The 24,791-nt window shown below is 42.5% G+C and carries 22 protein-coding genes, 1 pseudogene and 1 other annotated feature; of the genes and pseudogenes, 3 read left to right on the forward strand and 20 right to left on the reverse strand.

Annotated features, from left to right (window positions below; translation table 11 throughout):
- Window positions 1-56: 56 nt before the first annotated feature.
- The 9 genes from pyk to rpmG all read right to left on the reverse strand — a co-directional run bounded on the left by pyk (window position 57) and on the right by rpmG (window position 6,319).
- On the reverse strand, window positions 57-1,481 hold the full coding sequence (gene pyk / locus A8805_RS15310; RefSeq protein WP_109712702.1) for a pyruvate kinase: 1,425 nt from the start codon (window positions 1,479-1,481) through the stop codon (window positions 57-59).
- Between the two features lie 306 nt (window positions 1,482-1,787).
- Window positions 1,788-2,162, reverse strand: a complete 375-nt coding sequence (gene rplL, locus A8805_RS15315) for a 50S ribosomal protein L7/L12 (RefSeq protein ID WP_109712704.1) — start codon at window positions 2,160-2,162, stop codon at window positions 1,788-1,790.
- Between the two features lie 102 nt (window positions 2,163-2,264).
- Window positions 2,265-2,825, reverse strand: coding sequence for a 50S ribosomal protein L10 (gene rplJ, locus A8805_RS15320; protein WP_109712706.1), 561 nt, complete (start codon window positions 2,823-2,825; stop codon window positions 2,265-2,267).
- 158 nt (window positions 2,826-2,983) lie between these two features.
- Window positions 2,984-3,121 (reverse strand) — a sequence feature (ribosomal protein L10 leader region).
- Between the two features lie 13 nt (window positions 3,122-3,134).
- Window positions 3,135-3,770 (reverse strand): hypothetical protein, encoded by a 636-nt coding sequence (locus A8805_RS15325; protein ID WP_109712708.1) that lies wholly within the window; start codon window positions 3,768-3,770, stop codon window positions 3,135-3,137.
- Between the two features lie 236 nt (window positions 3,771-4,006).
- Entirely contained in the window at window positions 4,007-4,699 is a 693-nt protein-coding gene (gene rplA / locus A8805_RS15330) for a 50S ribosomal protein L1 (RefSeq protein WP_109712710.1), read from the reverse strand.
- Window positions 4,700-4,916: 217 nt separating this feature from the next.
- Window positions 4,917-5,345, reverse strand: a complete 429-nt coding sequence (rplK, locus tag A8805_RS15335) for a 50S ribosomal protein L11 (RefSeq protein WP_109712712.1) — start codon at window positions 5,343-5,345, stop codon at window positions 4,917-4,919.
- A gap of 52 nt (window positions 5,346-5,397) precedes the next feature.
- Window positions 5,398-5,916, reverse strand: a complete 519-nt coding sequence (nusG, locus tag A8805_RS15340) for a transcription termination/antitermination protein NusG (RefSeq protein ID WP_109712714.1) — start codon at window positions 5,914-5,916, stop codon at window positions 5,398-5,400.
- A gap of 30 nt (window positions 5,917-5,946) precedes the next feature.
- Entirely contained in the window at window positions 5,947-6,147 is a 201-nt protein-coding gene (gene secE, locus A8805_RS15345; protein WP_109712715.1) for a preprotein translocase subunit SecE, read from the reverse strand.
- 22 nt (window positions 6,148-6,169) lie between these two features.
- Complete coding sequence (gene rpmG, locus A8805_RS15350; protein ID WP_009001657.1) at window positions 6,170-6,319, reverse strand: 50S ribosomal protein L33; 150 nt, start codon at window positions 6,317-6,319, stop codon at window positions 6,170-6,172.
- Between the two features lie 364 nt (window positions 6,320-6,683).
- Between rpmG and A8805_RS15355 the strand changes: the two genes are divergently transcribed.
- Window positions 6,684-7,490 (forward strand): motility protein A, encoded by an 807-nt coding sequence (locus A8805_RS15355; RefSeq protein WP_109712716.1) that lies wholly within the window; start codon window positions 6,684-6,686, stop codon window positions 7,488-7,490.
- 12 nt (window positions 7,491-7,502) lie between these two features.
- Entirely contained in the window at window positions 7,503-8,222 is a 720-nt protein-coding gene (locus A8805_RS15360; protein WP_109712717.1) for a flagellar motor protein MotB, read from the forward strand.
- 100 nt (window positions 8,223-8,322) lie between these two features.
- Here A8805_RS15360 and A8805_RS22615 read toward each other — a convergent pair whose 3' ends face one another.
- The 4 genes and pseudogenes from A8805_RS22615 to A8805_RS15375 form a co-directional block, all read right to left on the reverse strand.
- Window positions 8,323-8,463, reverse strand: coding sequence for a DUF4368 domain-containing protein (locus tag A8805_RS22615; protein ID WP_242992422.1), 141 nt, complete (start codon window positions 8,461-8,463; stop codon window positions 8,323-8,325).
- A gap of 334 nt (window positions 8,464-8,797) precedes the next feature.
- A pseudogene (locus tag A8805_RS22620) lies at window positions 8,798-9,135 on the reverse strand (recombinase family protein); the annotation flags it as partial.
- A 625-nt stretch (window positions 9,136-9,760) separates the two neighbouring features.
- Window positions 9,761-10,183, reverse strand: a complete 423-nt coding sequence (locus A8805_RS15370; RefSeq protein ID WP_109712718.1) for a MarR family winged helix-turn-helix transcriptional regulator — start codon at window positions 10,181-10,183, stop codon at window positions 9,761-9,763.
- A gap of 12 nt (window positions 10,184-10,195) precedes the next feature.
- Window positions 10,196-12,457, reverse strand: a complete 2,262-nt coding sequence (locus A8805_RS15375) for an ATP-binding cassette domain-containing protein (RefSeq protein WP_109712720.1) — start codon at window positions 12,455-12,457, stop codon at window positions 10,196-10,198.
- Window positions 12,458-12,901: 444 nt separating this feature from the next.
- Here A8805_RS15375 and A8805_RS15385 point away from each other — a divergent pair, with 444 nt between their 5' ends.
- Complete coding sequence (locus A8805_RS15385; RefSeq protein WP_109712846.1) at window positions 12,902-15,424, forward strand: FAD-dependent oxidoreductase; 2,523 nt, start codon at window positions 12,902-12,904, stop codon at window positions 15,422-15,424.
- A 96-nt stretch (window positions 15,425-15,520) separates the two neighbouring features.
- Here the strand turns inward: A8805_RS15385 and A8805_RS15390 are convergent, their stop codons facing one another.
- The 7 genes from A8805_RS15390 to A8805_RS15420 all read right to left on the reverse strand — a co-directional run bounded on the left by A8805_RS15390 (window position 15,521) and on the right by A8805_RS15420 (window position 24,773).
- The gene (locus A8805_RS15390; RefSeq protein ID WP_109712724.1) at window positions 15,521-18,718 is read right to left on the reverse strand and encodes a response regulator; all 3,198 of its coding nucleotides are present in this window, start codon (window positions 18,716-18,718) and stop codon (window positions 15,521-15,523) included.
- Window positions 18,719-18,792: 74 nt separating this feature from the next.
- Window positions 18,793-19,695, reverse strand: a complete 903-nt coding sequence (locus tag A8805_RS15395; RefSeq protein WP_109712726.1) for a ribokinase — start codon at window positions 19,693-19,695, stop codon at window positions 18,793-18,795.
- Between the two features lie 42 nt (window positions 19,696-19,737).
- Window positions 19,738-20,796: a LacI family DNA-binding transcriptional regulator gene (locus A8805_RS15400; protein ID WP_109712728.1), complete on the reverse strand. Its 1,059-nt coding sequence runs from the start codon at window positions 20,794-20,796 to the stop codon at window positions 19,738-19,740.
- A 68-nt stretch (window positions 20,797-20,864) separates the two neighbouring features.
- Window positions 20,865-21,992, reverse strand: a complete 1,128-nt coding sequence (locus A8805_RS15405) for a M20 family metallopeptidase (RefSeq protein WP_109712730.1) — start codon at window positions 21,990-21,992, stop codon at window positions 20,865-20,867.
- Window positions 21,993-22,062: 70 nt separating this feature from the next.
- On the reverse strand, window positions 22,063-22,806 hold the full coding sequence (locus A8805_RS15410; protein ID WP_109712732.1) for a glutamine amidotransferase: 744 nt from the start codon (window positions 22,804-22,806) through the stop codon (window positions 22,063-22,065).
- A 15-nt stretch (window positions 22,807-22,821) separates the two neighbouring features.
- Window positions 22,822-23,799 carry an ABC transporter permease gene (locus tag A8805_RS15415; RefSeq protein ID WP_109712734.1) on the reverse strand — a complete coding sequence of 326 codons (978 nt, stop codon included), beginning with the start codon at window positions 23,797-23,799 and terminating at the stop codon, window positions 22,822-22,824.
- Window positions 23,796-24,773, reverse strand: a complete 978-nt coding sequence (locus A8805_RS15420) for an ABC transporter permease (protein ID WP_109712736.1) — start codon at window positions 24,771-24,773, stop codon at window positions 23,796-23,798. Before A8805_RS15420 ends, A8805_RS15415 begins: the two co-directional genes overlap by 4 nt.
- Window positions 24,774-24,791 lie beyond the last annotated feature (18 nt).

Here is a 24,791-nt window from a genome sequence, read left to right on the forward strand (position 1 = left end):
TGCCCCGCTTCCGGCAGGAAAATCTATTTTTCCCGCCGGATTCATTTCCGGTATTTCTAATATTCTCCTACTACTGTAGATTTCAGAAGATTTGTATTCCCCGGCTTGCCCAGCGGCACCCCGGCAGTCAGGACTACCACTTCCTTATTTTTTACGTATCCCTTTTTCTCAGCCGCCTCCGTTGCATGCAAAAACAGGATTTCCATGCTGTACTCTTCCCGAATCATTACAGGCAGCACTCCCCAGGACATGTTCAACTGGCGGTAAGTATGCTCGTCCGGAGTGCAGCCTACAATCATACAGCCTGGACGGTACTTGGAAACCATGCGGGCGGTATGTCCGGATTTACTCACTGTGATAATCGCCTTTGCCCCCAGATCTATAGCAGTCATGCAGGTGGCATGGGATATGGCTGTTGTCATATCAGGACGAATCTCCTTACACCGCAGACTGAATAGTTGATTGTAGTCAATATCACTCTCTGTCCGTACTGCAATCTTTACCATAGTCCGCAGCGCTTCCACCGGATATTTTCCAGCCGCTGTTTCCCCGGATAACATGATTGCACTGGTGCCCTGGTAAATAGCATTGGCTACATCCGTGGTCTCAGCTCTCGTAGGCCTTGGGTTCTTCATCATAGAATCCAGCATCTGGGTGGCTGTAATGACCTGTTTTCCGGCATTATAAACCTTACGGATAATGTCCTTCTGAATAACAGGCACCTCCTCCAGCGGTATCTCTACACCCATGTCTCCCCTGGCAATCATGATTCCGTCTGCAGCCTCAATGATACTGTCGATGTTGTCTACACCCTGCTGATTTTCAATCTTAGCGATAATATTTACACGGGCACCGCCATTATCATTCAGAATCCCCCTGATTTCTTTCACATCTTCGGCGCAGCGAGTAAAAGAAGCAGCAACAAAGTCAAAACCTTCCTGTATCCCAAACAGAATATCCTCTCTGTCCTTCTGACTGATAAACGGCATCTTCACTTTAACCCCAGGAAGATTTATGCCTTTGCGGTTAGATATCGTTCCGCCGTTTACTACTTTACAGCGTACGCAGCAGCCATCTATCTCCTCCACCTTCAATCCAACCAGCCCGTCATCTATCAAAACACTGTCTCCCGGTTTTACATCCTTGTACAAGTCCGAATAGGTAATGGATACCATCTCATTGGTACCTTCCACATCTTCCGGTGTCAGGAGGAATGGCTGCCCTTCCTCAAGCTGTACGCTCCCCTCCTTAAAAGTACAGATTCTTATTTCGGGTCCTTTTGTATCAAGAAGAGCCCCCACCGGTTTATCCAGGCGTTCCCGTATTTCCTTCAGGCTGTCCAAACGTTTTTTCTGTTCCTCATGTGACCCGTGGGAAAAATTAAATCTGGCTACATCCATACCTTCTCGGATTAACTGTTCCAACACACCATCTTTGTCCGTAGACGGACCAAGCGTACAAATAATTTTTGTTTTTCTCATTTTACGCCATCCTTCCTTTCTCAACCCTCTTAAGTCAGCATATTTTATTCAAATATGCCTATATTCCCCGTACTCCCAACCACTGCCACTATAATTTCCCTTAAAACTATAGATACATATATTATAGGTCTTGAGAGATTAAGTTGTCAATCTCTGCCCCTTCAAAAAAGGGACCATTGCCCTGTAACCCTTCAGTTATCCCGCAACAGTCCCAATATTTATATCTTATACTTATTGAACTGCTAATGTTCAATAAGGTATACTTCTTGAACTACTAATGTTCAAGAAGGTATACAAAAGTCCCAATTATTTCAGGTTAACTTCTGCACCTTCTGCTTCCAGCTTAGCTTTAATCTCTTCAGCCTCTGCCTTAGATGCGCCCTCTTTTACTACTTTAGGAGCTCCATCAACTAATTCTTTTGCTTCTTTCAATCCAAGTCCTGTGATTTCACGAACAACTTTGATTACTTTAACTTTAGAAGCACCTGCTGATACTAATTCTACATCAAACTCATCTTTCTCTTCTGCTGCCGGAGCTGCATCTCCTGCTGCTGCAACTACAACTCCTGCCGCTGCAGATACACCAAATTCTTCTTCACAAGCTTTTACTAATTCATTTAATTCTAATACTGATAACTCTTTGATTGCTTCAATCATTTCAGCTGTTGTCAATTTAGCCATTTTTATATCCTCCATTTTATATTATTTTAGGATTACTTCAATCCTTTTCATTTTAGTTTCTCTTTTTGGACTACCCGAATTCCCGGGAATTCCTCTTCCAGCTTATTCAGCCGGTACCTCTGCCGCTTCTGCCGGAGCTTCTGCTGCTGCTTCTACTGGAGCCGCCTCTGCATCTGCTGTGCCGTTCTGTTCTGCGATCTGCTTAATAACACGAGCAAAATTGGTGATTGGTGACTGGATACTTCCAAGCAATTTGGAAAGCAACTCTTCTCTTGAAGGAATCTTGGACAGTTCTGTCAGACCTGCGATATCATAAACATTTCCTTCAACCACACCACCCTTTAACTCAAGTGCTACTGCACTCTTTGCAAAGTTACAGAGAATTCTTGCAGATGCTGTTGCATCATCCTTAGAAATAGCGATAGCGCTTGGTCCTTCCAGACATCCCTGAAGACCTTCAAACTCAGTTCCTTCAAAAGCTCTCTTCATCATTGTGTTCTTGTACACTTTGTAAACCACACCTGCTTCTCTGAGCTGTTTACGGAGTTCTGTGTCCTGAGATACCGTCAATCCACGGTAGTCAACAAGAATAACTGACTGAGCATCTTTGATTTCTTCTGAAATTGTCTCTACGATTGGTTGTTTTAATTCAACTTTTGCCACGTTCTGGTACACCTCCTTATTTTTTTATGCGTGTACTGCCAAGAATAAAGAGTTTGCAAGCAAACTCTTGCGCCTGGGTTGGTCGCATAGCGACATCTACCTCTTACAACCCAGTGCGCATCCCCGGAGGGTTTTTATGTAGTAAGAAATGCACTTTCTTATTACATAAAAAAGCCCCTGTATCCAAAGACACAGAGGCATAAAAATTCATACTAAGAATTCTAATCTTCCTCGGCAGGCGTGTTCAACTTATGCCTTACGGCACCTGCTGTCTTCGGCAGTCAATTGCTATAGTAGATTAACACTTATTCAGGCGGTTGTCAACGCTTTTTCGTCAATATCCCAACATTTCCCGCACTTTTTCATCATTCTTTTGATTTCATTTACATCAGACCTAATTTCTTCTGTGATTCTGAGCAGAATTGTCACTGTATTATCCTCAAGCTTTTTAATTTTATAATATTGCTCCAACTCTTCCATTTTAGTTTTTAATTCTAATATTTCATTGCGATTCATCTGATAGTAGCGCTCCATCTCGTCAAATATCAAAACATTATTCTCTTCTATCGCAGCGTCTATCTTATTGAATATTACAACATTATTCTTCTCAATTGCCTCGTCGATCCTGTTAAATATCAAGACATTGTTCTTCTCAATTGCCTCGTCGATCCTGTTAAATATCAAGACATTGTTCTTCTCAATTGCCTCGTCGATCCTGTTAAATATCAAAACATTGTTCTTCTCAATTGCCTCGTCAATCCTGTTAAATATCAAAACATTGTTTTTCTCAATTGCCTCGTCAATCCTGTTAAATATCAAGACATTGTTCTTCTCAATTGCCTCATCAATCCTATTGAATATCACAATGTTGTTCTTTTCAACAGACTCTTGTATCTCCTCTCTCAGTATTTGGCGTATCGCTGTTAAATCATTCTTTTCTAACATATTCATTACCTCCCGCTCAGCCCAATCAATATGTCCCTTTCCCGTATTCCCAACTCTTTATCTCATTTTAGCATTCCCAACCGAAGCATTCAAGCAAGCGAAAACAGACTTTTCAATTTAGGTTTATTCGTAATGTCAAAAAGATTTTCACAAAAAAACGCCGCAGCATACTGATTTCTCAGTAATGCTGCGGCAGCTCTTTATTTATCTTAATATTTCATCAAATTCGGGACGGATTAAGCAAGCTTCATGGGGTTGATTTTTACACCAGGTCCCATTGTAGATGTCAGTGTAACACTCTTTAAATACTGACCTTTTACCGCTGCCGGTTTTGCTTTGATGATTGCATCGATAAGCGTCTGGAAGTTGTCCGCTAGCTGCTCCTCGGCAAAGGATGCTTTACCAATCGGCACATGGATAATGTTTGTTTTGTCCAATCTGTACTCAATCTTACCAGCTTTAATGTCATTGATTGCTTTTGTTACATCCATAGTAACTGTTCCAGCCTTAGGGTTTGGCATCAGACCTTTTGGTCCAAGTACACGTCCAAGACGTCCAACAACACCCATCATGTCTGGTGTAGCAACAACAACGTCAAATTCGAACCAGCCTTCGTTCTGAATCTTAGGAATTAATTCTTCTCCCCCAACGTAATCTGCTCCGGCTGCCTGAGCTTCTTCTGCTTTAGCATCCTTTGCAAATACAAGGATACGAACTTTCTTACCTGTTCCGTGTGGCAGTACAACTGCACCACGAATCTGCTGGTCTGCGTGACGCCCGTCACATCCTGTTCTGATATGAGCCTCGATTGTTTCGTCAAATTTAGCTACTGCTGCTTTTTTTACTAATGCTACTGCTTCTGCCTTCTCGTAGAGATTTCCTCTCTCAATCAGTTTCGCAGCTTCAATATATTTTTTTCCTCGTTTCATCTTAAATAACCTCCTTGTGGTATTGGCGGGATCGTGCCCCTCCCACTTAATTCAAATTCACTAAGTGCTCTATTATCGTGCTCCACTAGGCTCGTAAAACCTCGCCAAGCGGCCAGATAGGGTTCGTACTAAGCTCGTAAACACACACCGCAAAGGTGAACTTTCTCACCAGACTCGTGAAAAACCTCGCCAAGTGTTCAATGTTTCGCTAGGTACTCTACGCCTCCTCAACAACAACGCCCATTGAGCGGCATGTTCCTGCTACCATGCTCATAGCTGCTTCTACTGATGCAGCATTTAAGTCAGGCATTTTTGTTTTTGCGATTTCTTCTAACTGAGCCTTTGTGATTGTAGCAACTTTGTTCTTATTCGGAACGCCTGAACCGGATTTGATGTTGCAGGCCTTTTTAATGAGAACTGCTGCCGGCGGGGTCTTTGTTACGAAACTGAAGCTTCTGTCATTGTATACTGTAATAACAACAGGGATAATCAGGTCACCCTGGTCTGCTGTTCTTGCGTTGAACTGCTTTGTGAATTCAACGATATTCACACCGTGCTGTCCAAGTGCAGGACCTACCGGTGGTGCTGGTGTTGCTTTACCAGCTGGAATCTGTAATTTAATATAACCTTGTACTTTTTTTGCCATTTTTAATTACCTCCTTGTGGTATTGGCGGGATAGGAATCCCTCCCACGGTTTTTAATCCATCTTTCTTACTTCTGCGAAACTAAGTTCAACCGGTGTTTCACGGCCAAACAGCTCTACATTGATAGACAAGTTCTGCTTCTGCTCATTCATTGACTGGATGACACCTACAGTACCTTCCCACGCACCGCTTAATACGGTGACGGTATCGCCGACTGCAAAATCGATTATGACATTCTCCTGCTTGATTCCCAGTCTGTCCATCTCTTCTTCCTCAAGAGGAACCGGCTTGGAACCAGGACCAACAAATCCTGTCACCCCTCTGGTATTACGAACCACATACCATGTATCATCATTCATAAACATATGAATCATAACATATCCCGGGAACATCTTTTTCTGACTTGCTTTCTGAACACCGTTCTTCAGTTCAATCACTTCCTGCATCGGGACTCTGACTTCCAGAATCTGGTCTTCCAGATGACGATTTTCAATTGCCTTATCAATATTAGCTTTCACTTTGTTCTCATACCCGGAATAGGTATGAACTACATACCATTTTGCCTCTGACATAAAATCACCTTTCTGCTATGCTCCAGTTGATTATTTTACCAATAAATCAATTCCATATTTTAGTATTGCATCAACAATCGAAATTAATGCTCCTAATAATATGGAAACTGAAACGACTGCCGTGGTCTGTTTTACCAGTGTCTTCTTGTCAGGCCAGACGACTTTCTTAAACTCTGCCTGAAGCCCTTTGAACCAGCTCTTCTTCTGAGTTTTTGCTGTTTTCTCACCCATGACATCCACTTCCTTCCAACGACTATTTCGTTTCCTTGTGCAGTGTGTGTGATTTACAGAACTTGCAATACTTCTTAGTCTCCATGCGGTCCGGATGAGCTTTCTTATCCTTGGTCATGTTGTAATTACGATGCTTGCATTCTGTACATTCCAATGTGATTCTTGTGCGCACAACTTCCACCTCGCTTTTTTCTTATTCACTACGTGTTACATGATGGTTGCGAAGCCATCTAAATTTAGGCATAAAAAAAAGACCTACTTCCATTCGCTAGAAGATTGTATCATAATAAATGGTGAAAAGTCAAGTTTTTTCATTCTAAATTTAAAAGCAGCATGGAATATGATAAACAGTAATTCTTTTTAGCAAATTCTTAACACGCCTATTGTTAATCATTTGATATAATTGCTATGATATATCCCGTGATTTTAATGAGTGAAAATAAACTTTTCACTATCAGTGTTTGTGATTTTATCCATACAAACAAGTGAAATCACTTCATTAATTAAATACGGAAAGATACTAAGGAGGAAAAAAATTGGAAGTTTCACTACTTATAGGAGTTGTTTTGGGTCTTTCTGCCATACTTTCGGGTTTTATCCTGGAAGGAGGATCATTTCATAGTCTGACAGCGCTAAGTCCTTTTGTTATTGTTGTAGGAGGTACGATTGGCGCAACTATCGCATCTTATCCACTAAAAGATATTGTACGCGCATTCCGGACTGTCGGCAAGACCTTTAAACAGCCCAGTTCCAACAGCACAAAACAACTTATTGACAGAATATTAGAAATATCCAAAACCTTTCGGACAAACGGGGTTGTTGCCCTGGACACCATTGTAAAAGAAGCCGATTTGCAGAAAGATGACATGCTGCCGTTAAAGGAAGGCCTTGTTTTACTGCAGGACGGAAAAGATGTTGAAAATATACAGTATGTCATGGAAGCCGAGCTTAGCTCTTTCGTCCACCAAAAGCATGTGGAAGCAGGCGTGTTTGAAGCGGCAGGCGGATATTCCCCAACTATGGGTGTTATCGGTACGGTTATGAGTCTTGTTGTAGTTCTTGCTGCTGGATTTGGCGATTCTGCTGAATTAGCGCACAAGATCAGTACAGCCTTTATTGCAACGTTATACGGAGTTTCATTTGCCAACGTCATCTATCTCCCGCTTGCAAACAAAATAAAGCTTTATACAAAAAGGTGTCAGATACAGCGAGAAATTATTATTGACGGTGTATGCAGCATGTCTAAAGGTTTGAATGCCAGAAGCATGGAAAACGAGCTGGCTATGTATTATCAGGCATTTCCAGATGGTACTAAGCACTACAGGGCTGGTATTGAAAACTAGGGGGGATAACACTTGAAAAAAAGAGGGCAAGAGGAAGAGAAAAGCGAAAATAGTGAGCGGTGGCTTCTTACATATGCAGATTTAATTACCCTTCTACTAGCTCTATTCATTATTATGTATGGTATGAGTTCGGAGAATGAAGCTAAATTGAAAGCTATGTCCAGTGCATTATCAGAAGCATTTAATGGTCCGACAGCCTCAGAGGATATCGGTACCGGCAGCGGCAGCGGTTCTGGTTCTGATGCCGGTACCGTCATGGAAAATGTAAGTCCACTGGAGTCTATTTATTCCCAGCTTGATGGATATATTCATCAGCAGAATTTGGAAGATAATGTGGATTTGATAAAATCAGACCACTCTATTTCTATTCGTTTAAAAGACAAGCTTTTGTTTTTGGGGGATTCTACTATATTAAAATCGGACAGCGAGGCAACTTTAAAAAAAGTAGGACAGGTTGTATCCCAGGTATATGACGATGTGAATCACCTTACTATTACAGGTAATACAGCAGATTTGGGAGACCGTGACCCTCAAAATGAGGCTCACTCCTGGCAGCTTTCAGTAAACAGAGCTGTAACAATTCTTAATTTCCTGACAGACAATGGGCTTAGTCCGGAAAAAATGTCCGTAGAGGGGAACTCCCATTACAACCCCGTAGCTAATAATGATACAGAGGAAGGGCGGTCTTCTAACCGAAGAGTAGAAATCACTATAACGGATGCACCAAATTAGAATAACTAAGATATTTTCAAATAAATTATCACAAAAAGAATCACCCTTAGGGTGTCCTTAGTAAAACAGTATTTGAACGAAGTATGGCGTAGCGTAAAAGCTACGCCATTTCTTCATTTACCGGGGTGTTCAGTTCCGGCAGAATCCCCACCAAGTCATAGCTGATGTGAATATTCTGCCTGCGTTTTCCATCAGATTTATCGGGGGATTTCCCAAAGACCTTGCTAACCAAATCATTCAAAATAGTCGGCGGACAATTCTTCAAAGCGAATATCGTTCAATTTTCCGTTTACATTGTCCTCGTACATTCGCTTGAACAGCTTGGAAAGCTCAGATATTCTCCGTTCTGCCTGCGCAATTTGCTTGCGCCGCAGGGCGGTTTCTTTTTTTCGGTCAGTGGTATACTTGGCGTTCATTTTCTCACGAAAAATATCCCCATATGCTGTTACAAAGCTGGTGATGTACTGTAAATGCCAGAGCACCATTTCTTCCAATACTACCGCACGAATGAAGTGTGTGGAACACGTTTCTACCCCTTTGAGCCTTGAAGTAGAACAAACAAAATGGTCCTGCCAGGTTTCAAAGCTTTTGCTGGTGTCTTTCGCATACCATTCGTTGATGATATTCAAAAATGGAGTAAAATCGCTGTCCTGCTGATTGTTACTGTCAATTCCGTTGTTGATGGCAATGAAGCGTACATTCTTTTCTGGAAAGAGAACTTCGGTATAAAACCCTACCTTTAAGTAGTCACGCCCAAGCCGGGACATATCCTTGACCACAACGGCTTTGACCTTTCCGGTTTCAATTTGTTCCAAATTGCCTTTTGATTCAGAATACTGTTGCTGTCCCCTTGCAGTTCATCATCACGGGAAAGCCAAAAATATAAAGCTGTAATTGTTTCAGACTGCCGCATATTTTCCTCCTTTTCCGGGCAGTCTGCCAAAGGTTCAATGTCTACCTCTATTTTACCATGTGTATAGCTATTTGTCATGGTTGTCACCGCTTTGAACCATGAGGTTCAACAACTTGGCGGGCAAAGTTCGTTTCCCATCATAACTGCTGTTCATAGAAAACTCCTTTCGGTGACTTCGGGCCAAGTTGGCCCGAAGTTGTATGGAGTCTTGTCCCAAAAGTGAGTAAATAAAAAGACACCTATCCGAAAAAACCTCGAACGGTGTCGTATGAAAAATGGGCGCAGTAGCCGCTCATTTTTTTATATGATTTTTTGAAATTATATTGCCTTAGAACATTAGCTATGCCAAGCCGTCACTATGCAGTAACGGCCCATCTTTAATGCAGAAATGCGGCTTTGGACACATTGGAATCCTCCATTTCCCAAGCCGCCAGCTAAAACAGGGCGCACTTATTACGCCCCCTGCAATTTCCTTTTTGAAAAAATAGCAGCGGCTTTGATTTTATTTCAAAACCGCTGCTTGGCTCTGTCTATGCAATTACAGCACAACGAAACATCTGCTATAACCACGGTTTTTTTATTTACCGTAGGGCAGATACTTTTTCTTGTGTTCTGCTAAGTATGTCTATTGCTTTTCTGTGTATAAGTTTGTAATCCTTTTGCACATCAGCGAAAAAACGTGGACTTCTTCTTCTGTCAATGCTTCTTCAATTAGATTCATTATTTCATTTCCAAAATCCTCGACACGATTCAAAAACGCTTGCCCCTCTTTGGTAAGTACAATATTATAAGAACGGCGGTCATTCGTCTGCCTTTCCTGAATAATATACTTTTTTTCCAGCAAACGCTTTGTTAATTTTGAAATACCAGATTGTGAGATACCTCTCATTTCAGCAAGTTCTTTTGTGGTTTTTGCTCCCTGCTTATTCAATGTGTCGAGTATATAGTATTGTGCTGTTGAAACGCCCTCAACATTGAACCGATTTGAATCTGATACAATCATGCATTGAAAGGGAACATAACTTTCCTCTAATTCTTTTATAGCCATTAAGTCAGCCTCCTATTTTTCATTAATATACTTTTTCAGGTGCTTTCCAGTTAAAGAATCTGGACAGTTGATTAAATCTTTCGGTAATCCTGTAAACATAATTTTACCACCATTTTGCCCTGCATAGGGGCCTATGTCAATAATCCAATCTGCTTGACAGATAATATCCAAATTGTGTTCTATAACAATAAGAGTGGAATTTCGTTCTACAAGGCGATTCATTACATTAATCAACTGTTTTATATCAGCCATATGCAAGCCTGTTGACGGTTCGTCCAAAACATAAATCTGACCTCCATTTTCAAGTTCGGAAGCAAGTTTAATTCGCTGTAATTCTCCACCTGAAAGCGTACTTAATGGCTGTCCCAAAGATACATAAGTGATACCAACGTCTGAAAGCCGTTTTAGTACCGTAACAATTTCTTTTTCCTCAAAAAATTCTAAGGCTTCCGTGACCGTCATTTTAAGAACATCAGCAATATTTTTTCCTCTTAGCTGATAGGCAAGTACTTCGTCCGTATAGCGATTTCCGTGACATTCCTCACATACCGTAACGATTGTATCCATAAAAGCCAAATCTGTATAAGTGACCCCTAAGCCTTTGCAGGCAGGACAAGCACCTTGTGAATTGAAACTGAATAGAGAGGCGCTTACGCCGTTTCTTTTCGCAAATAGTTTTCTGATAATATCAAAGATACCCGTAAAGGTCGCTATGTTGGAACGTTTTGACGCTTGAATCCCTTTTTGGTCAATAAAAACAGTTTCAGGATATAGCCGTGGCAATACGCCATTAATTAGCGTGCTTTTTCCTGAACCGGCAACCCCGGTTACAACAGTCATTACTCCTTTTGGTATATCAACTGAAAGATTTTTTAAATTATGCATGGTTGCATTTTTAATGGAAAGCCAGTCTTTCGAGGTACGAGTGTCAGGCTTTAGCTTGGGGCAATAAGATAAATACTTTCCTGTGATAGTACCCGCTGTTTTCAGCCCATTTAAATTCCCCTGATATACAACTTTCCCTCCGTGGGTTCCAGCACCCGGCCCCATATCAATAATATGGTCTGCAATTTTTATCATGTCCGGGTCATGCTCGACGATCAGAACAGTATTCCCTTTATCACGCAACAATCGCATAAGCTCATTAATTTTGCTTATGTCATGAGGGTGTAGCCCTATACTTGGTTCGTCAAAAATGTAAGTAAGGTCAGTCAAACTGCTGCCAAGTTGGCTAACCATTTTAATTCTTTGAGATTCCCCACCCGAAAGTGTAGATGTTTCTCTGCTTAAACTTAAATAGCCCAGTCCTATGGATACCATGTGCTGAATCCGATTCACAAGTTCCGAAACGATTGTAGCGGCTACGGGAGCATGAACAGACCTGACAAAATCCAAAAGCTCATTTATCTGCATATCTGCACATTCCGCAATGTTTTTACCATTCACTTTACAAGACAATACCTTATCATTCAAGCGTGTTCCATGACAGTGGGGACAATCCTGTTTTACAACAAACCGCTCGATTTCTTTTCCATATCTGACCTTTTCACCATCTTCTTTTTTAAGGAAACTCCGTTCAATACGTGGAATCAAACCCTCATACAATGAGGTTTTATGCCATTCAGGAGCGGGATTTTTGATCTTAATTCCATCAGCGTAAAGTAACAGTTCCAATTCCTCAGAAGAATAGTCTTTCAATTTTTTATTGTTATCAAAAAAGCCTGAATGAATATAGCGGGTTAATCGCCAACCTCCGGGTTCAAAAGTTGGAAAACGGATAGCTCCCTCATTTAAGGATTTATTTTTATCTAACAGTCTTTCTATATCAATGGTTTCAATTTTTCCTAAGCCCTCACAATGTTCACACATTCCAGCCGGGTTGTTGAATGAAAATACATCTGAATAACCTACAAATGGTTTCCCAATTCGGGAAAAAAGTAAACGTAATACAGAATAAATATCTGTAATTGTCCCGGCCGTTGACCGGGCATTACCGCCTAATCGTTTTTGATTAATAATAAAGGCTACGGACAAATTTTCGATACTGTCCACATCGGGCTTTCCGTAATATGGCATACGGTGACGGATAAAACTGGTGTAAGTTTCATTTAATTGTCTTTGCGATTCTGCCGCTATTGTATCAAATACTAAAGATGATTTCCCTGAACCGGAAACACCTGTAAAAACCGTGATTTCTTTTTTGGGTATCAAGACATTTATGTTTTTTAGATTTCGTTCCCTTGCACCTGATACCTGAATATAATTATCAGACATACTTTTACCTCGTTGTTTTACATGATACAGTTAATATATGAGTGGGTTAACTATATTTTAGCACACCTGAATTGCGATTTCAACGTTCAGAACAAATTTTCTATACTTGATAAAGAGAAGCCGCCAAAAACGGCGGCAGCATTATACATACATTCGTCTGTTGGCTGTCTATCGCGTTGTTCCGATGGTCGGTAGTTGCTTCCTTATGGAAACTGCCCATTACGACAGGCAGTAAAAACAAGCGTATCGCTCACGGTGAGCGATACGCTTGTTTTAGACATTTTACTTGACAGTTGCCCATTAACAGTTTAAAGTTTCGTACTGTCTTATGACGGACTACCTTTGCGAAGTTCTTTTTTTGTGTGACTAAATCACCGACACTTTTTCCTTTCTTTTATATAATTAGCTGCAAAAGTGATTCCAGTGAAAGAGAGGGAAATGGCAATGTCAAAAACAATAATTATCGGCGGCGTGGCGGGAGGTGCAACTGCCGCAGCAAGATTAAGAAGAAGAAATGAAGCTATGGAAATCGTTATGTTTGAAAGAGGGGACTATATTTCTTACGCTAACTGCGGCCTGCCTTATTATATCGGAGATGTAATCCAAAGCCGGGATGCTTTACTCCTGCAGACGCCTGAGGCTATGAAGGCAAAATTTAACATAGATGTACGGATTTCCAGTGAAGTGCAAAAGATTAACAGAAATGCACAGACCATACAAGTCCGAAATCTAAAGACAGGGGAAGAGTATGAAGAAAGTTATGATACCCTGCTCATAGCCACAGGTTCTTCGCCTCTGAAACCGCCTATACCCGGAATTGACGGCAGCCACATCTATACACTGTGGACAATTCCTGACACAGATATCATCAAAGAAGTTGTCACAAAAGAAATGCCCAAAAGAGCAGCTGTCATAGGGGGCGGATTTATTGGACTGGAAATGGCAGAAAACCTTCATAAGGCAGGGATTGAAGTTACTATTATTGAAATGCAGGACCAGGTTATGGCTCCGGTAGACTATGAAATGGCACAGCTTTTACATGAAAACATTTCTGCAAATCATGTGGAGCTGATTCTAAAAGATGGAGTAAGCTCTTTTGAGACAGTCGAAGAGCATACAGTCATTCATCTGAAAAGCGGCAGGGAAATCATTGCAGACATGGTACTTCTTTCCATAGGAGTCCACCCCAACAGTGAACTCGCAAAAGGAGCAGGTCTGGAATTAAACTCCAGAGGCGGGATTATTGTGGATGAGTTTTTGAGAACCTCTGATGAGCATATTTACGCTGTGGGCGATGTGATTGAAGTGGACCATTATGTGTCAGGAGATAAAACAATGATTCCTCTGGCCGGTCCTGCTAACAAGCAGGGACGTATCTGCGCCGACAATATCGACGGAGAGCAGGTTTCTTATAAAGGCACAATGGGAACTTCCGTGGCACAGGTATTTGATTTAACCGCAGCCGCTGTGGGAATGAATGAAAAGGCTCTAAAAGCAGCCGGAAAACAAAAAGGCATAGATTATGAGACCGTTCTGATTAACCAGAAATCCCATGCAGGGTATTATCCAGGGGCCACTCCCATTACCCTGAAGCTGATTTTTGACCGAAACGGAAGTATATATGGTGCACAGATTGTGGGGCAGGACGGAGTAGATAAACGAATCGATACCATAGCCGTAACAATGCGGCTAAAAGGTACTATTTACGATTTAGCAGAGCTGGAGCTTGCTTATGCACCGCCTTACTCCTCTGCCAAGGACCCGGTTAATATGCTGGGCTTCGTAGCACAGAATGTCTTGGAGGGTCTGGCGTCATTTATAGAATATGACGAGATGGATGAACTGCTGACAGACGAAGATAAAAAAAATACTTACATAATTCTGGACGTTACAGAGGATGTAGAGCGGATGGTATTCTCTATTCCAGATTCCGTCCATATTCCTCTGGGTAAGCTGCGCAGCCGGCTTGGGGAGCTTGATAAAGACAAACTCATTATTCCTTACTGCGCTATAGGTGTCCGCTCCTACAATGCAGCCCGAATCCTGACACAGAACGGATTCAGTCAGGTGAAAATACTTTCAGCAGGAACTGCATTTTATAAATCTATGCATGATCAAGGGTTTTCCCGTAACAGAGAACCTGAAAACCGGGATTCCCGAGGTAACTCAGGAAGCAGACTTGCAGATGGTGACAACGGAGAGACGCCCCTATGCGACTGTAAAGAAATTACAATTATAAACTGCTGCGGCCTGCAGTGCCCGGGACCAATCATGAAGGTACATGAAGCACTTTCCGGATTAAAAGAAGGCCAGATATTACAGGTATCCGCCACAGACATGGGATTTGCAAAAGATATAGACGCATGGTGCAGACGGACCGGGAATCTGCTCATAAAAACAGAGAGAAAGGACCGGGAGAATATTGTTTATATTAAAAAGGGTGCTGGCCGCTGTGAGTGTGGTACAATTCAGGCATCCCCTCCATCATCTGCCATACCTCAGGGAAAAACTTTAATTGTGTTCAGCGGGGATTTGGATAAAGTCCTGGCATCCTTCATCATTGCTAACGGCGCGGCTGCCATGGGGCGCCCAGTCACTATGTTCTTTACATTTTGGGGGCTGAATGCACTGCGGAAAGAGGAAAAGCAGCATGTCCAAAAATCAGCTATTGAGAAAATGTTCGGTACTATAATGCCAAGAGGGACAAAGAAACTAAAATTATCCAAGATGAACATGGGTGGTATGGGTACAAAAATGATGAAAAAGGTCATGAAAGACAAGAATGTAAGTTCTCTGGAAGAACTGATGAACCACGCTCTGGCAGGCGGAATAAAACTGGTTGCCTGTACCATGTCCATGGATGTCATGGGAATTAAGAAGGAGGAGCTCATTGACGGCGTGGAATTTGCAGGTGTCACTTCTTACCTTGGAAGTGCGGAGGAAGCCAATGTGAACCTCTTTGTATAGATGTAAAACAATTTCAGGCATAAGATATGGTAGCAGCCGGAAGAGCACATAAAAAGTGGCTCTCCCGGCTGCTTTGCCATTCATACTTAAAACTTTTTATTTTTTACAATGCTTCGCAAGCGTACTGTACAGAAGTCCATTGTCTATTGGTTTTGCAATATAACCATTCATCCCGGCCGCAAGAGCCGCAGAAACATCTTCTGTAAATGCATTGGCCGTTATGGCATAAATGGGCATAGTCCTTGCCTCGGGATGATTTCCCGCGCGTATGGCCCTTGATGCTTCATGTCCGTCCATAACAGGCATCTGAATATCCAGCAGAACAGCCGCATAGGTTCCCGGCTCACTCTTTTCGAACATTTCCACCGCCTCTTTTCCATTTTCAGCACAGTCCACTTCCATTTTTACCAGTCCAAGCAAATCTATAACAATTTCTATATTCATTGCATTGTCTTCTGCCACAAGCACACGATACCCCGTAAAGTCATACTCATCCGGCTCTACCGTCTGACTTTTGTATATGCCGCCGGAAAGGGTCATTAATAAATCTACTACGGTAGACTGGAACATTGGCTTTGTGATAAACATGTCAGCCCCCGCTTCCCTTGCTTCCTCCTCCACTTCCGAAATATCATAGGCCGAAACAATGATAATAATGGTGTCCTCATCAAATAGTTCTCTAATTTTACGTGTGACAGCAATTCCATCCATACCAGCCATCACCCAGTCTATAAAACAAACGTCATATCCCCGTCCCTTTTCATGTTCCAGGACCAGCTTTTCCACTGCTTCCTCTCCCGAACTTGCAGTATCATGGCTAATGCACAAACGTTTCAGTATACTTGAAGTATATTCTCTGGCATCTGCATCATCGTCCACCACCAGAGCACAAATATCTTTTACTTCTTCTTTTTCACCAAAGCTTTCGTCCGGCAGGCCAAACGGCAGATCTACAGTAAAGGTAGTTCCTGCGTCTTTCTGACTTTCGACCTCAATCTTGCCTTGCATCATGTCCACCAGACTTTTAGTAATAGACATCCCAAGACCCGAGCCGCCATGCTTCAGAGCAGTCATTGCGCTCTCCTGCTCAAAAGGCTGGAACAGCCGTTCTTTCATCTCTTCCGTCATTCCAATACCGGTATCTGTTATTTTAAAACGGATATAAACCGTTCCATCCTGAATCAAGGTCTGTGTGGCCAGGAACCGTATGGAGCCCCCTGGCGGAGTAAACTTAAACGCATTGGACATTATATTCAGCAGGATTTGATTAGTTCTAAGTGCATCTCCTACCAAAATTTCCTCTGATACACCGGATAAAATCAAATCAAACTTGACACCTTTTTCCTTGCATTGTCCATAATACATCGTAGAAATGCCTGTTAATAATTGCTTAAAATCAAAGGGGGTGCTGGCTATCTTCAGCTTTTCATTCTCAATTGCAGACATATCCAGTATATCATTAATAATTCCCAGCAAAACCTTAGAGGCGGACATAATCTTATTCAGATATTCCTCCATCTTCTCCCCACTGTCTTTATGACTCTTGGCAATGGTAGTAAGTCCTACAATAGCATTCATGGGGGTTCTTATTTCGTGGCTCATTCTTGCAAGAAAAAGACTTTTAGCCTGACTTGCCATATCCGCCCGTTTCACCGCTTCCGCCAGCTGCTCATTCTTGCTCTGTAACCGGAGCAAATTTCTCCGCCGCATTTTCCAAATAACCCCAATAGCCGTAAATATTGTAACTGCCAAAACTCCTAAAACGGAAAACAGTACACGGTATTCATACATCGTATCCAGTAAAGTGGCATGATATGGATCTGCAATTGTTCTTGCAGTTACAATTTCATTCACTTTCTCCTCCCCAATTACGCCAATCGTCTTATTAATAATTGACATAAGTCTGGAATCTGCACTGCGGAGTCCTACGATAGAAGAGTTTTCTTCCATAAAACGGGTAGGTAAAATCTGCAGATTTGAATAACGGGGGTTTTGCAGGAGATAGGTCATCATATAGATATTTTGTATTACAGCATCAGCCTCCTGGGTTTGAACTGCTTTCAGAGCATCTTCTACCGTTTTGTAGCCAGCAACCCGGGCATTCGGATATTCTGCGGCTATATGTTCCTGCAATGTCCGGAAAGTCCGGTTAACCCCCACCACCGTATTATTCTGGGGATTATAGCTATATCCCTTCCGCACAACAACAACCAAATCACTTTTCAAAAATGGATCAGAAAGTGAAAGCTCTTGATCTTCCCTAAAAGTATCTGCCTGAATTATCCCTGCAATCAAATCAAACCGACCCTCTTTCAGTGCTTCGATTGGTTTATCCCCCTGGGGAACTATCTGCTGTTCAAAAGTAAGTCCGCTGACCTGTGAAATCAAATCCAGTATATCCTCATTAATTCCTTCTGCCTTTCCTGTTTCCGGATTCAATCTGGACATCGGATGCCGGTCTGCCAGATTGCCCACTGTAATAACCGGGGCAGATTTTATATATTCCATTTCTTCACGGGTAAGCAAAAGTCCCGTTTCCTCAGTACTTTCACTGTAATGCTTCTTAAAAAGTTCTGTCTCAAAAGAAAAATCCACCTTAATCTCGCTCAAAGCAAAGTTTGCTTCTTCTATGTAAGGGCTGCCCTTATAGGACATCATATAGTAAGCATCTGCACCAAACTGTGCTACCAGCTTCAGGTCATTATGATAGGCAAAACGGTCTGTGGCAATTGTCTCCACCTCACCCACTTTTAATGCCTGCACCATCTCTGCCTCACTGTCATACTCCACAAGTTTATACTTAAAGCCACACCGTTTTGCATATCGTTTTAAAAAATCATTGGTAGCAGAACTTCGCAAGCCGCCTATTTTTGTGTCATTCAGTGCCTTGTAATCCTCGTAATATATATTATCATTTTCCGGCAGAGTATACAAAAGTCCCTGGGTATATCCGATTGGGTATTCAGAGTAATCGAAATTAGCCTTTCGGCTCTCCACCTTCTGAGCTGAACAGAGGAAATCAATTTCTTTATTTTTCAACTTTTCCAGCAGCTTTGGCCAGGTGCCAAACACATACTCATATTTCCAGCCTGTGTATTTGGAGATTTCATTCAAATAATCCACTCCATAGCCCTCGTAAGTTCCGTCTTCATTCTGCTGAATAAAACCCTGATAATCTATATAACCGATTCTCAGGGTCTTCTCCCGGGCTGCATGCACTGTTCCTGGAAACATTATGGTTACAAGCATTAACATACTCAATGTCAATGCGAAAAGTCTTTTCCAATTCCCCATCGCGTCTTCCTACCTCTGCCTCTCTATAACTCCTCCGTTCCTACTTATTAGTATATTCTATTTTCCCCTATAATTCAACAAAGTTCCTGTTTATTCCATTCCACATCCAAAACTTCTTTTCTTAATGGTATGGAGGCTGTTGCCCCCTGACGGGATACTGCAATTGCAGATGCCTTCGCCGCCAGTGAAAGGCCTTCCTGTACCGGAAGCCCCTGAATAACCGAAGAAATAAAATACCCGGTAAACGTATCTCCTGCTGCCGTGGTATCCACCACTTTTACCCTATAAATCCTCTGTTTGTACTGCTCATCCTTGTACTGGTAAACAGCTCCGTTTCCTCCCAGTGTCAGCACAACCCTTGCATTGGGATAGATGGTTTTCAGTTTCTCCAGCATCATCTCCGTATCTGCTTCACCAGTTACCTGTTCTCCCTCAATCTCATTAAGCAAAAACATGGAAATCTTACTAAAATCACAGGCATTCAGTGCGCTGTCATAGGGTGAAGGGTTCAGAATAATCATCATGCCCCGCTCATAAGCCTGGTCTATGATATAATCCAGCAGATTCACCTCATTTTGAAGCAGCAGAATATCCCCTTTTTCAAAATGTGCCAGCACCTCATCCACATATTCCTCCGTAATACGCCGGTTCGCACCGCCGTACAGCAGAATGCAGTTTTGCCCCTCCTTGTCCACCTGAATGATGGTGTGTCCGGACTTGCCTGGAATTGTACGGATATAATCGGTTTTTACACCACCTTCCTCACAGGCTTTCAAAAGTTCCCCGCCTTCTTCGCCCACCATCCCGGCGTGATACACAGATACTCCTGCCCTGGCAAGTGCAATAGACTGGTTCAGCCCCTTTCCCCCGCAGAATATATCCATGCCAAAGGAAGCCAGCGTCTCGCCCGGAGCCACCATATGGTCAACAGAATACACATAATCTAAATTTAATGATCCAAAATTTAATACCTTCATATATTGTCCCTCGAAATCTTTGTTATTATCATAATATAAACTTCATCCAATTTCCTTTGGATATCCAGAACCTTCTTCTGTTCGTTCCGGCCCGCGTCCTGCACTTTCTCTCACAATTAATGCCGGCTGGAATACAATACATTTGCGTGAACCCTCACTGCTTTCTACCTCTTCAATCAACTGCTTCACACTCTCCACACCCATCTCATAAATAGGCTGCTTCACTGTTGTCAGCGGTACATCCAAAATTTCCGAAAAGAATATATCGTCATATCCAATCAGGGACATTCCTTTCGGTACTGAGATTCCTTTTTTCTTCAAACTGTTATAAACACCGTAGGCAGACATGTCATTAAAAGCAAACACAGCACTTATATTCTTGCCTTCAAAGAATTCTACTGCTCCCGCACCGCTTTCCCGGTCATAATTCCCTTCATAAATAAACTCATCCTGATAAGGAATATTATATTCCTCCAGCGCCTTCTTGTATCCTTTCAGACGCTCCCGGGAATCTTCCAAGCCACTTGGCCCCGTCACACATCCAATATTTCGGTGTCCAAGGCTCAGCAGATATTTTACAGCTATATAGCCTCCCTGCATATGGTCTACTATGACTGAGCTGCAGTCCGCCTCCTCCAGATAACGGTCTATCATAACAAAAGGAATCTTCAGCTTCTTCAGCAGCTGAATACTTTCCTTTGCCTTTTTCTTAGCGCTGTCTCTCGCCATACAAAATAGAATTCCATCTACTCCCTTATCCGCCAGCACCTGAATATAGGACATATCCCGCTCATGTTTATCATTCGTATTGCACAAAATCAAGTTCCATCCCTGCCTGCGGCAGGAATCCTCCACACCTTTTGCCAATGTGGAAAAAAATACATTGCTTACATCTGATATAATCAGGCCGATTGTCTGAGTCCGTTTTTTTACCAATCCTACTGCCAGCTGGTTCGGACGATAATTTAATCTTTCAACAGCTTCCAAAATCGTATCCTTTGTGCTCTTAGGAATCTTATCCGCTTTATTATTCAGGACCAAGGATATGGTAGTAACGGAAAAACCTGTATAATTTGCAATATCCTTAATTGTCGTTCTCAACTTTTCACATCCTTACCGAACTATAATATTTTTCTGTCTCTATTATACCGTAGATTTCCACAATATGGTTAAAATAATCGGCTTAAAATCCCAATATACCGCGAATATTTTTCCACTTCAACATATTCATTCGGCTTATGTGCCATCTCAGGCTGCCCGGGTCCGCAAAGCAGGACAGGTGTATCCGGTATTCCTTTTGCCAGAATAGATGCATCTGTAAAATAATTAATTCCTATCCGCTCTTTTGACAGCATCCTGAGTTCCAGCTCCCACTGAAGTTTTTTAAGCCATAAATTGCCGCTGTCAATTTCTATAGCCTGCCTGTCATTTTTAATATGTACTTCTACATTCAGTTCCCCGTCTGTTTCTTGTCTGCACTGGTCAATAATCTCCTGCACCCACTCACTGACCATCCGCGTGGTAATTCCCGGGATTACCCTGATATCCAGCATAATTTCTGCCGCATCCGGTGTCATATTAGGAACGATTCCCCCCTTTGCCATAGTAATCTGGCAAGTTGGCTTTCCCAGAACCTCGTGGTTATATCTCTCAATGCGTTCCTTCAAATTCTCAAAAATATGGATTCCATATTCCAGTGCATTAACGCCTTGCTCCGGATATGCCCCGTGGCTGGTCCTTCCGTGTATCTTCATCTGCATCCATATACAGCCCTTCTGAGCGGTTCCGGGACGCAGTCCGGTAGGCTCACTGATGAGAAGCAGTGCAGGCTTTCTTAGCATCTGTGTTTCTAAAAGATGTCTGGCTCCAAGCCCGCCCTTCTCCTCATCACATGTTCCGCAAAAATAAATAGTATGGGAAGGTACATGCCCTTTTTCCTTCATACTTCCCAATACATATGCCATGGCTGCCAGACCGCTCTTCATATCGCTGGCTCCTCTGGCATAAATACATCCGTTTTTTTTCACCGGTACAGAAGGGTCTGTCTTCCACTCTCCCATTTTACCGTAAGGCACTGTATCCAGATGTCCGTTCCAGATGACAGTTTCCTTGGATCTTCCATCCAAAACACCTACAACATTCGCATGTTTGCTGTCAATTTCCTGAACAACAGCGCTCACTCCGCAGTCCTTCAGAAAATCACGGAGAAATACCGCCAGTGCCCGTTCGTCGTCCTTTCCGTTAACCGTAGGTATCCTCAATATTTCCATTAAAAATGTCTCTGCATCGTACTTCATCTGTTTCTCCTTGTAAAACCTATAGAAACGTCTGCCGCCCCTCCAGGCAGCAGACGTATCCCTTTTTCTGCTAATCAGTCAGCCAGCCTACAATGCCCTGCCAGATCTGATCGTAGTTCTCCCATTCACAAAACTCCGGCGGTGCCCAGTGGGGTGCACAATCGGTGGTAAACACGGCACTCTTTCCTGCTCCGTATGTTCCAAAAGCAATAAACGGATCCCCGTCAACAGTCGCCGCAACAAAGGCTTCCGGCTTTGCAACCGTCTTATTATATCCCAGCACTTCCGGCCATTCTGTTTTAATTCCCTTTAGTGCCTCATGCTCCTGTACGGTAACAGGGCGTACCCCTTCACAGTGTTCCATACGGTCATCCACCGTCAGCACCTCAACCGGCAGAACATCCTGTACAGCAGTGTCATGCCATTTTCCCTTAGCATCTACACCCGAAAATGTAAGATATCCCCCTACCATCAAAAGTGCTCCTCCATCCATAACATAGTCTCTGATTACCTTTGCACGATTCGGTACTCTTTCACTTTTCATAAATGTGGATACCGGAAGCAGCAATGTGTTTGCTCCGATATCAGATAAAATCACACAGTCATATTTCTTCAATTCATCAACCGTGAACGGGAACTGCTCCGGGGCCACATGATTCGGCAGGAAATCTACCTCATACCCCCCTTTTTTCAGTGCAGCAACCAGCCATTTTTCTCCGCTTTCATATGCAGATGTATAAAAACTGTCAAATCCCTTTACATGGGTCGTATAACTTATCCATGATTCTCCGGCTAATAATACTTTCTTACTCATACTTACATTCTCCTTTTATTCTTTGTTTTTTTCTACTGCTGCGACATATCTGCTCATAAGCTGATTCAGAATAATCGCAATAATCAAAATCAACCCCAATGTTGCCAGCTGCCATATAGAATTTACATTTGCAATCTGCAGGCCTGAATTCATCATGGTAATAATTACCACTCCTATCAATACACCGCCCAGATGGCCGCTGCCCCCTGCTACTGCGATTCCGCCCAGAACAGCTACTGTAATCGCCTGCATCTCCATACCTGTACCAGCATCAGCCCGGGCAGTCATAAGCCAGGAATTGTTGATAATTGCACTGATTGCAGCCAGAACTCCTGCCAGGATATAAACACTGGAACGAATTCTCTTTTCCTTGATTCCTGTAAATTTTGCTGCTTCAGGATTGGTTCCCATCAAATATACCCTGCGCCCAAATTTCATTTTATAAATCAAGATAAATACCAAAATAGAAACAGGTATAATCACAAACAATATTTGGTTTGGAATGCCAAACGTACTTTCCAGGGAAAGTACCTTAAATCCGTCCGGGAACCCGCTGATTGGAACTCCTCCTGTCAGGTAAAGGGCAAGAGAGCCATAAATATACTGTGTTCCCAATGTGGCAATCAGTGCCGGCACCTTTGCCACGGCTACCAAAAGCCCGTTAATCAGCCCCAGAACGGCCCCTGTTGCCAGTGCAATCAGTACAGCTGCAAAAATGCTGCCGCCGTTTATCACAACCAGACCAAAAATAACTCCTGAAAGGCTCATAACCGAACCCACCGAAATATCAATTCCATCACGTCCTGCAATCATTACCAAAGCTTCGCCCAGCGATATAAGAGTCAGTGACGCTCCAAACTGTGTAACCTGCATCAGGTTATTTACGCTAAGGAAATAGGGGCTGATTAAAGATAAGATAATAATCTCTGCCACAAGCAGTAAGAGTAAAAATTTTGTCCTGCTTTTTGCAATTGAAAAGGCTATTTTTTTCATAGTGCTGCCTCCTTGCCTTGTTTGAATCTGTCATTTGCGGTCACCGCATCAAACAATACGGATAATACAATCAGTGTACCGATAAAACAGTTTTCCAGAAGCGAAGGAATTCCAAGAATAACAATACCGTTTTTCAAAAATGCAATAAATAAAACGCCTGCCAGTGTTCCGATAACACTTCCTCGTTTTCCGTTTCCCTTGGCTCCTGTACCACCAATAGTTACCGCCGCAATACAGGCAATCGGCAGGTCAGAACCAATAGTCATCTCTACACTTCCCATTCTTGCAATATAAAGCATTGCTGCAAATGCCGCGATTCCTCCTGAGATGCAGTAAGAAACCAGGCGAATTTTTTTCACATTAATCCCACTTAGGTTTGCCGACTGGGGATTACAGCCTGTAGCATAAATATACCGTCCGAAACGCCGGTACATTAAAAAGTAATAAAATACTGCATATACCACAATAATCAATACTAACAGCACCGGTATTCCCAGTACCTTTGCTCTTGTGACGGCTCCCCAGCTGGGATTTAAACCGGTCAGCCATTTTCCGCCGAGAAGGGCAAAGATAACTGCTTTCCATATATTCATAGTGGCAATCGTTACAATGAGATCAGGAATATTGAACTTGGATACAAGAAATCCATTCATAAATCCTACCGCGATGCCAATCAGCACTGCTGTAATTATGATTACAAAAATATTAACTTTTGCCTGAAGCATATATCCGATAACAATTGCAATAACCCCCATTACAGAACCGACAGATAAGTCAATTCCTCCCAGAAGCATTACGATTGTCATTCCGATACTAACCATAGCAATTTCCGCATTGTTCTGCACTACACGGATTAAGTTATCCACTGTCAGAAAGTTGGGCGCAAGTATTCCAAACAATATAATTTCCACAGCCAGAAGTAAAAACGTAACATACTCTCTTCTCCCTGGTTTGGGGACATATTTCTTCAACATCCGAATTTACCTCCATCC

The sequence above is a fragment of the Faecalicatena contorta genome, assembly GCF_003149105.1.
GTDB classification, from domain to species: Bacteria; Bacillota; Clostridia; order Lachnospirales; family Lachnospiraceae; genus Muricomes; species Muricomes contortus_C.

Excerpts from the sequence above, each read along its gene's own strand:
- A8805_RS15375 (WP_109712720.1), bottom strand. The coding sequence starts at position 12,457 with ATGTCTGATAATTATATTCAGGTATCAGGTGCAAGGGAACGAAATCTA.
- A8805_RS15415 (WP_109712734.1), bottom strand. The coding sequence starts at position 23,799 with ATGAAAAAAATAGCCTTTTCAATTGCAAAAAGCAGGACAAAATTTTTA.
- A8805_RS15390 (WP_109712724.1), bottom strand. The coding sequence starts at position 18,718 with ATGGGGAATTGGAAAAGACTTTTCGCATTGACATTGAGTATGTTAATG.
- A8805_RS15405 (WP_109712730.1), bottom strand. The coding sequence starts at position 21,992 with ATGAAGTACGATGCAGAGACATTTTTAATGGAAATATTGAGGATACCT.
- A8805_RS15325 (WP_109712708.1), bottom strand. The coding sequence starts at position 3,770 with ATGTTAGAAAAGAATGATTTAACAGCGATACGCCAAATACTGAGAGAG.
- A8805_RS15385 (WP_109712846.1), top strand. The coding sequence starts at position 12,902 with ATGTCAAAAACAATAATTATCGGCGGCGTGGCGGGAGGTGCAACTGCC.
- secE (WP_109712715.1), bottom strand. The coding sequence starts at position 6,147 with ATGGGTGAGAAAACAGCAAAAACTCAGAAGAAGAGCTGGTTCAAAGGG.
- rplA (WP_109712710.1), bottom strand. The coding sequence starts at position 4,699 with ATGAAACGAGGAAAAAAATATATTGAAGCTGCGAAACTGATTGAGAGA.
- A8805_RS15370 (WP_109712718.1), bottom strand. The coding sequence starts at position 10,183 with ATGGCTATAAAAGAATTAGAGGAAAGTTATGTTCCCTTTCAATGCATG.
- rplK (WP_109712712.1), bottom strand. The coding sequence starts at position 5,345 with ATGGCAAAAAAAGTACAAGGTTATATTAAATTACAGATTCCAGCTGGT.
- A8805_RS15420 (WP_109712736.1), bottom strand. The coding sequence starts at position 24,773 with ATGTTGAAGAAATATGTCCCCAAACCAGGGAGAAGAGAGTATGTTACG.
- A8805_RS15395 (WP_109712726.1), bottom strand. The coding sequence starts at position 19,695 with ATGAAGGTATTAAATTTTGGATCATTAAATTTAGATTATGTGTATTCT.
- nusG (WP_109712714.1), bottom strand. The coding sequence starts at position 5,916 with ATGTCAGAGGCAAAATGGTATGTAGTTCATACCTATTCCGGGTATGAG.
- pyk (WP_109712702.1), bottom strand. The coding sequence starts at position 1,481 with ATGAGAAAAACAAAAATTATTTGTACGCTTGGTCCGTCTACGGACAAA.
- rplL (WP_109712704.1), bottom strand. The coding sequence starts at position 2,162 with ATGGCTAAATTGACAACAGCTGAAATGATTGAAGCAATCAAAGAGTTA.
- A8805_RS15410 (WP_109712732.1), bottom strand. The coding sequence starts at position 22,806 with ATGAGTAAGAAAGTATTATTAGCCGGAGAATCATGGATAAGTTATACG.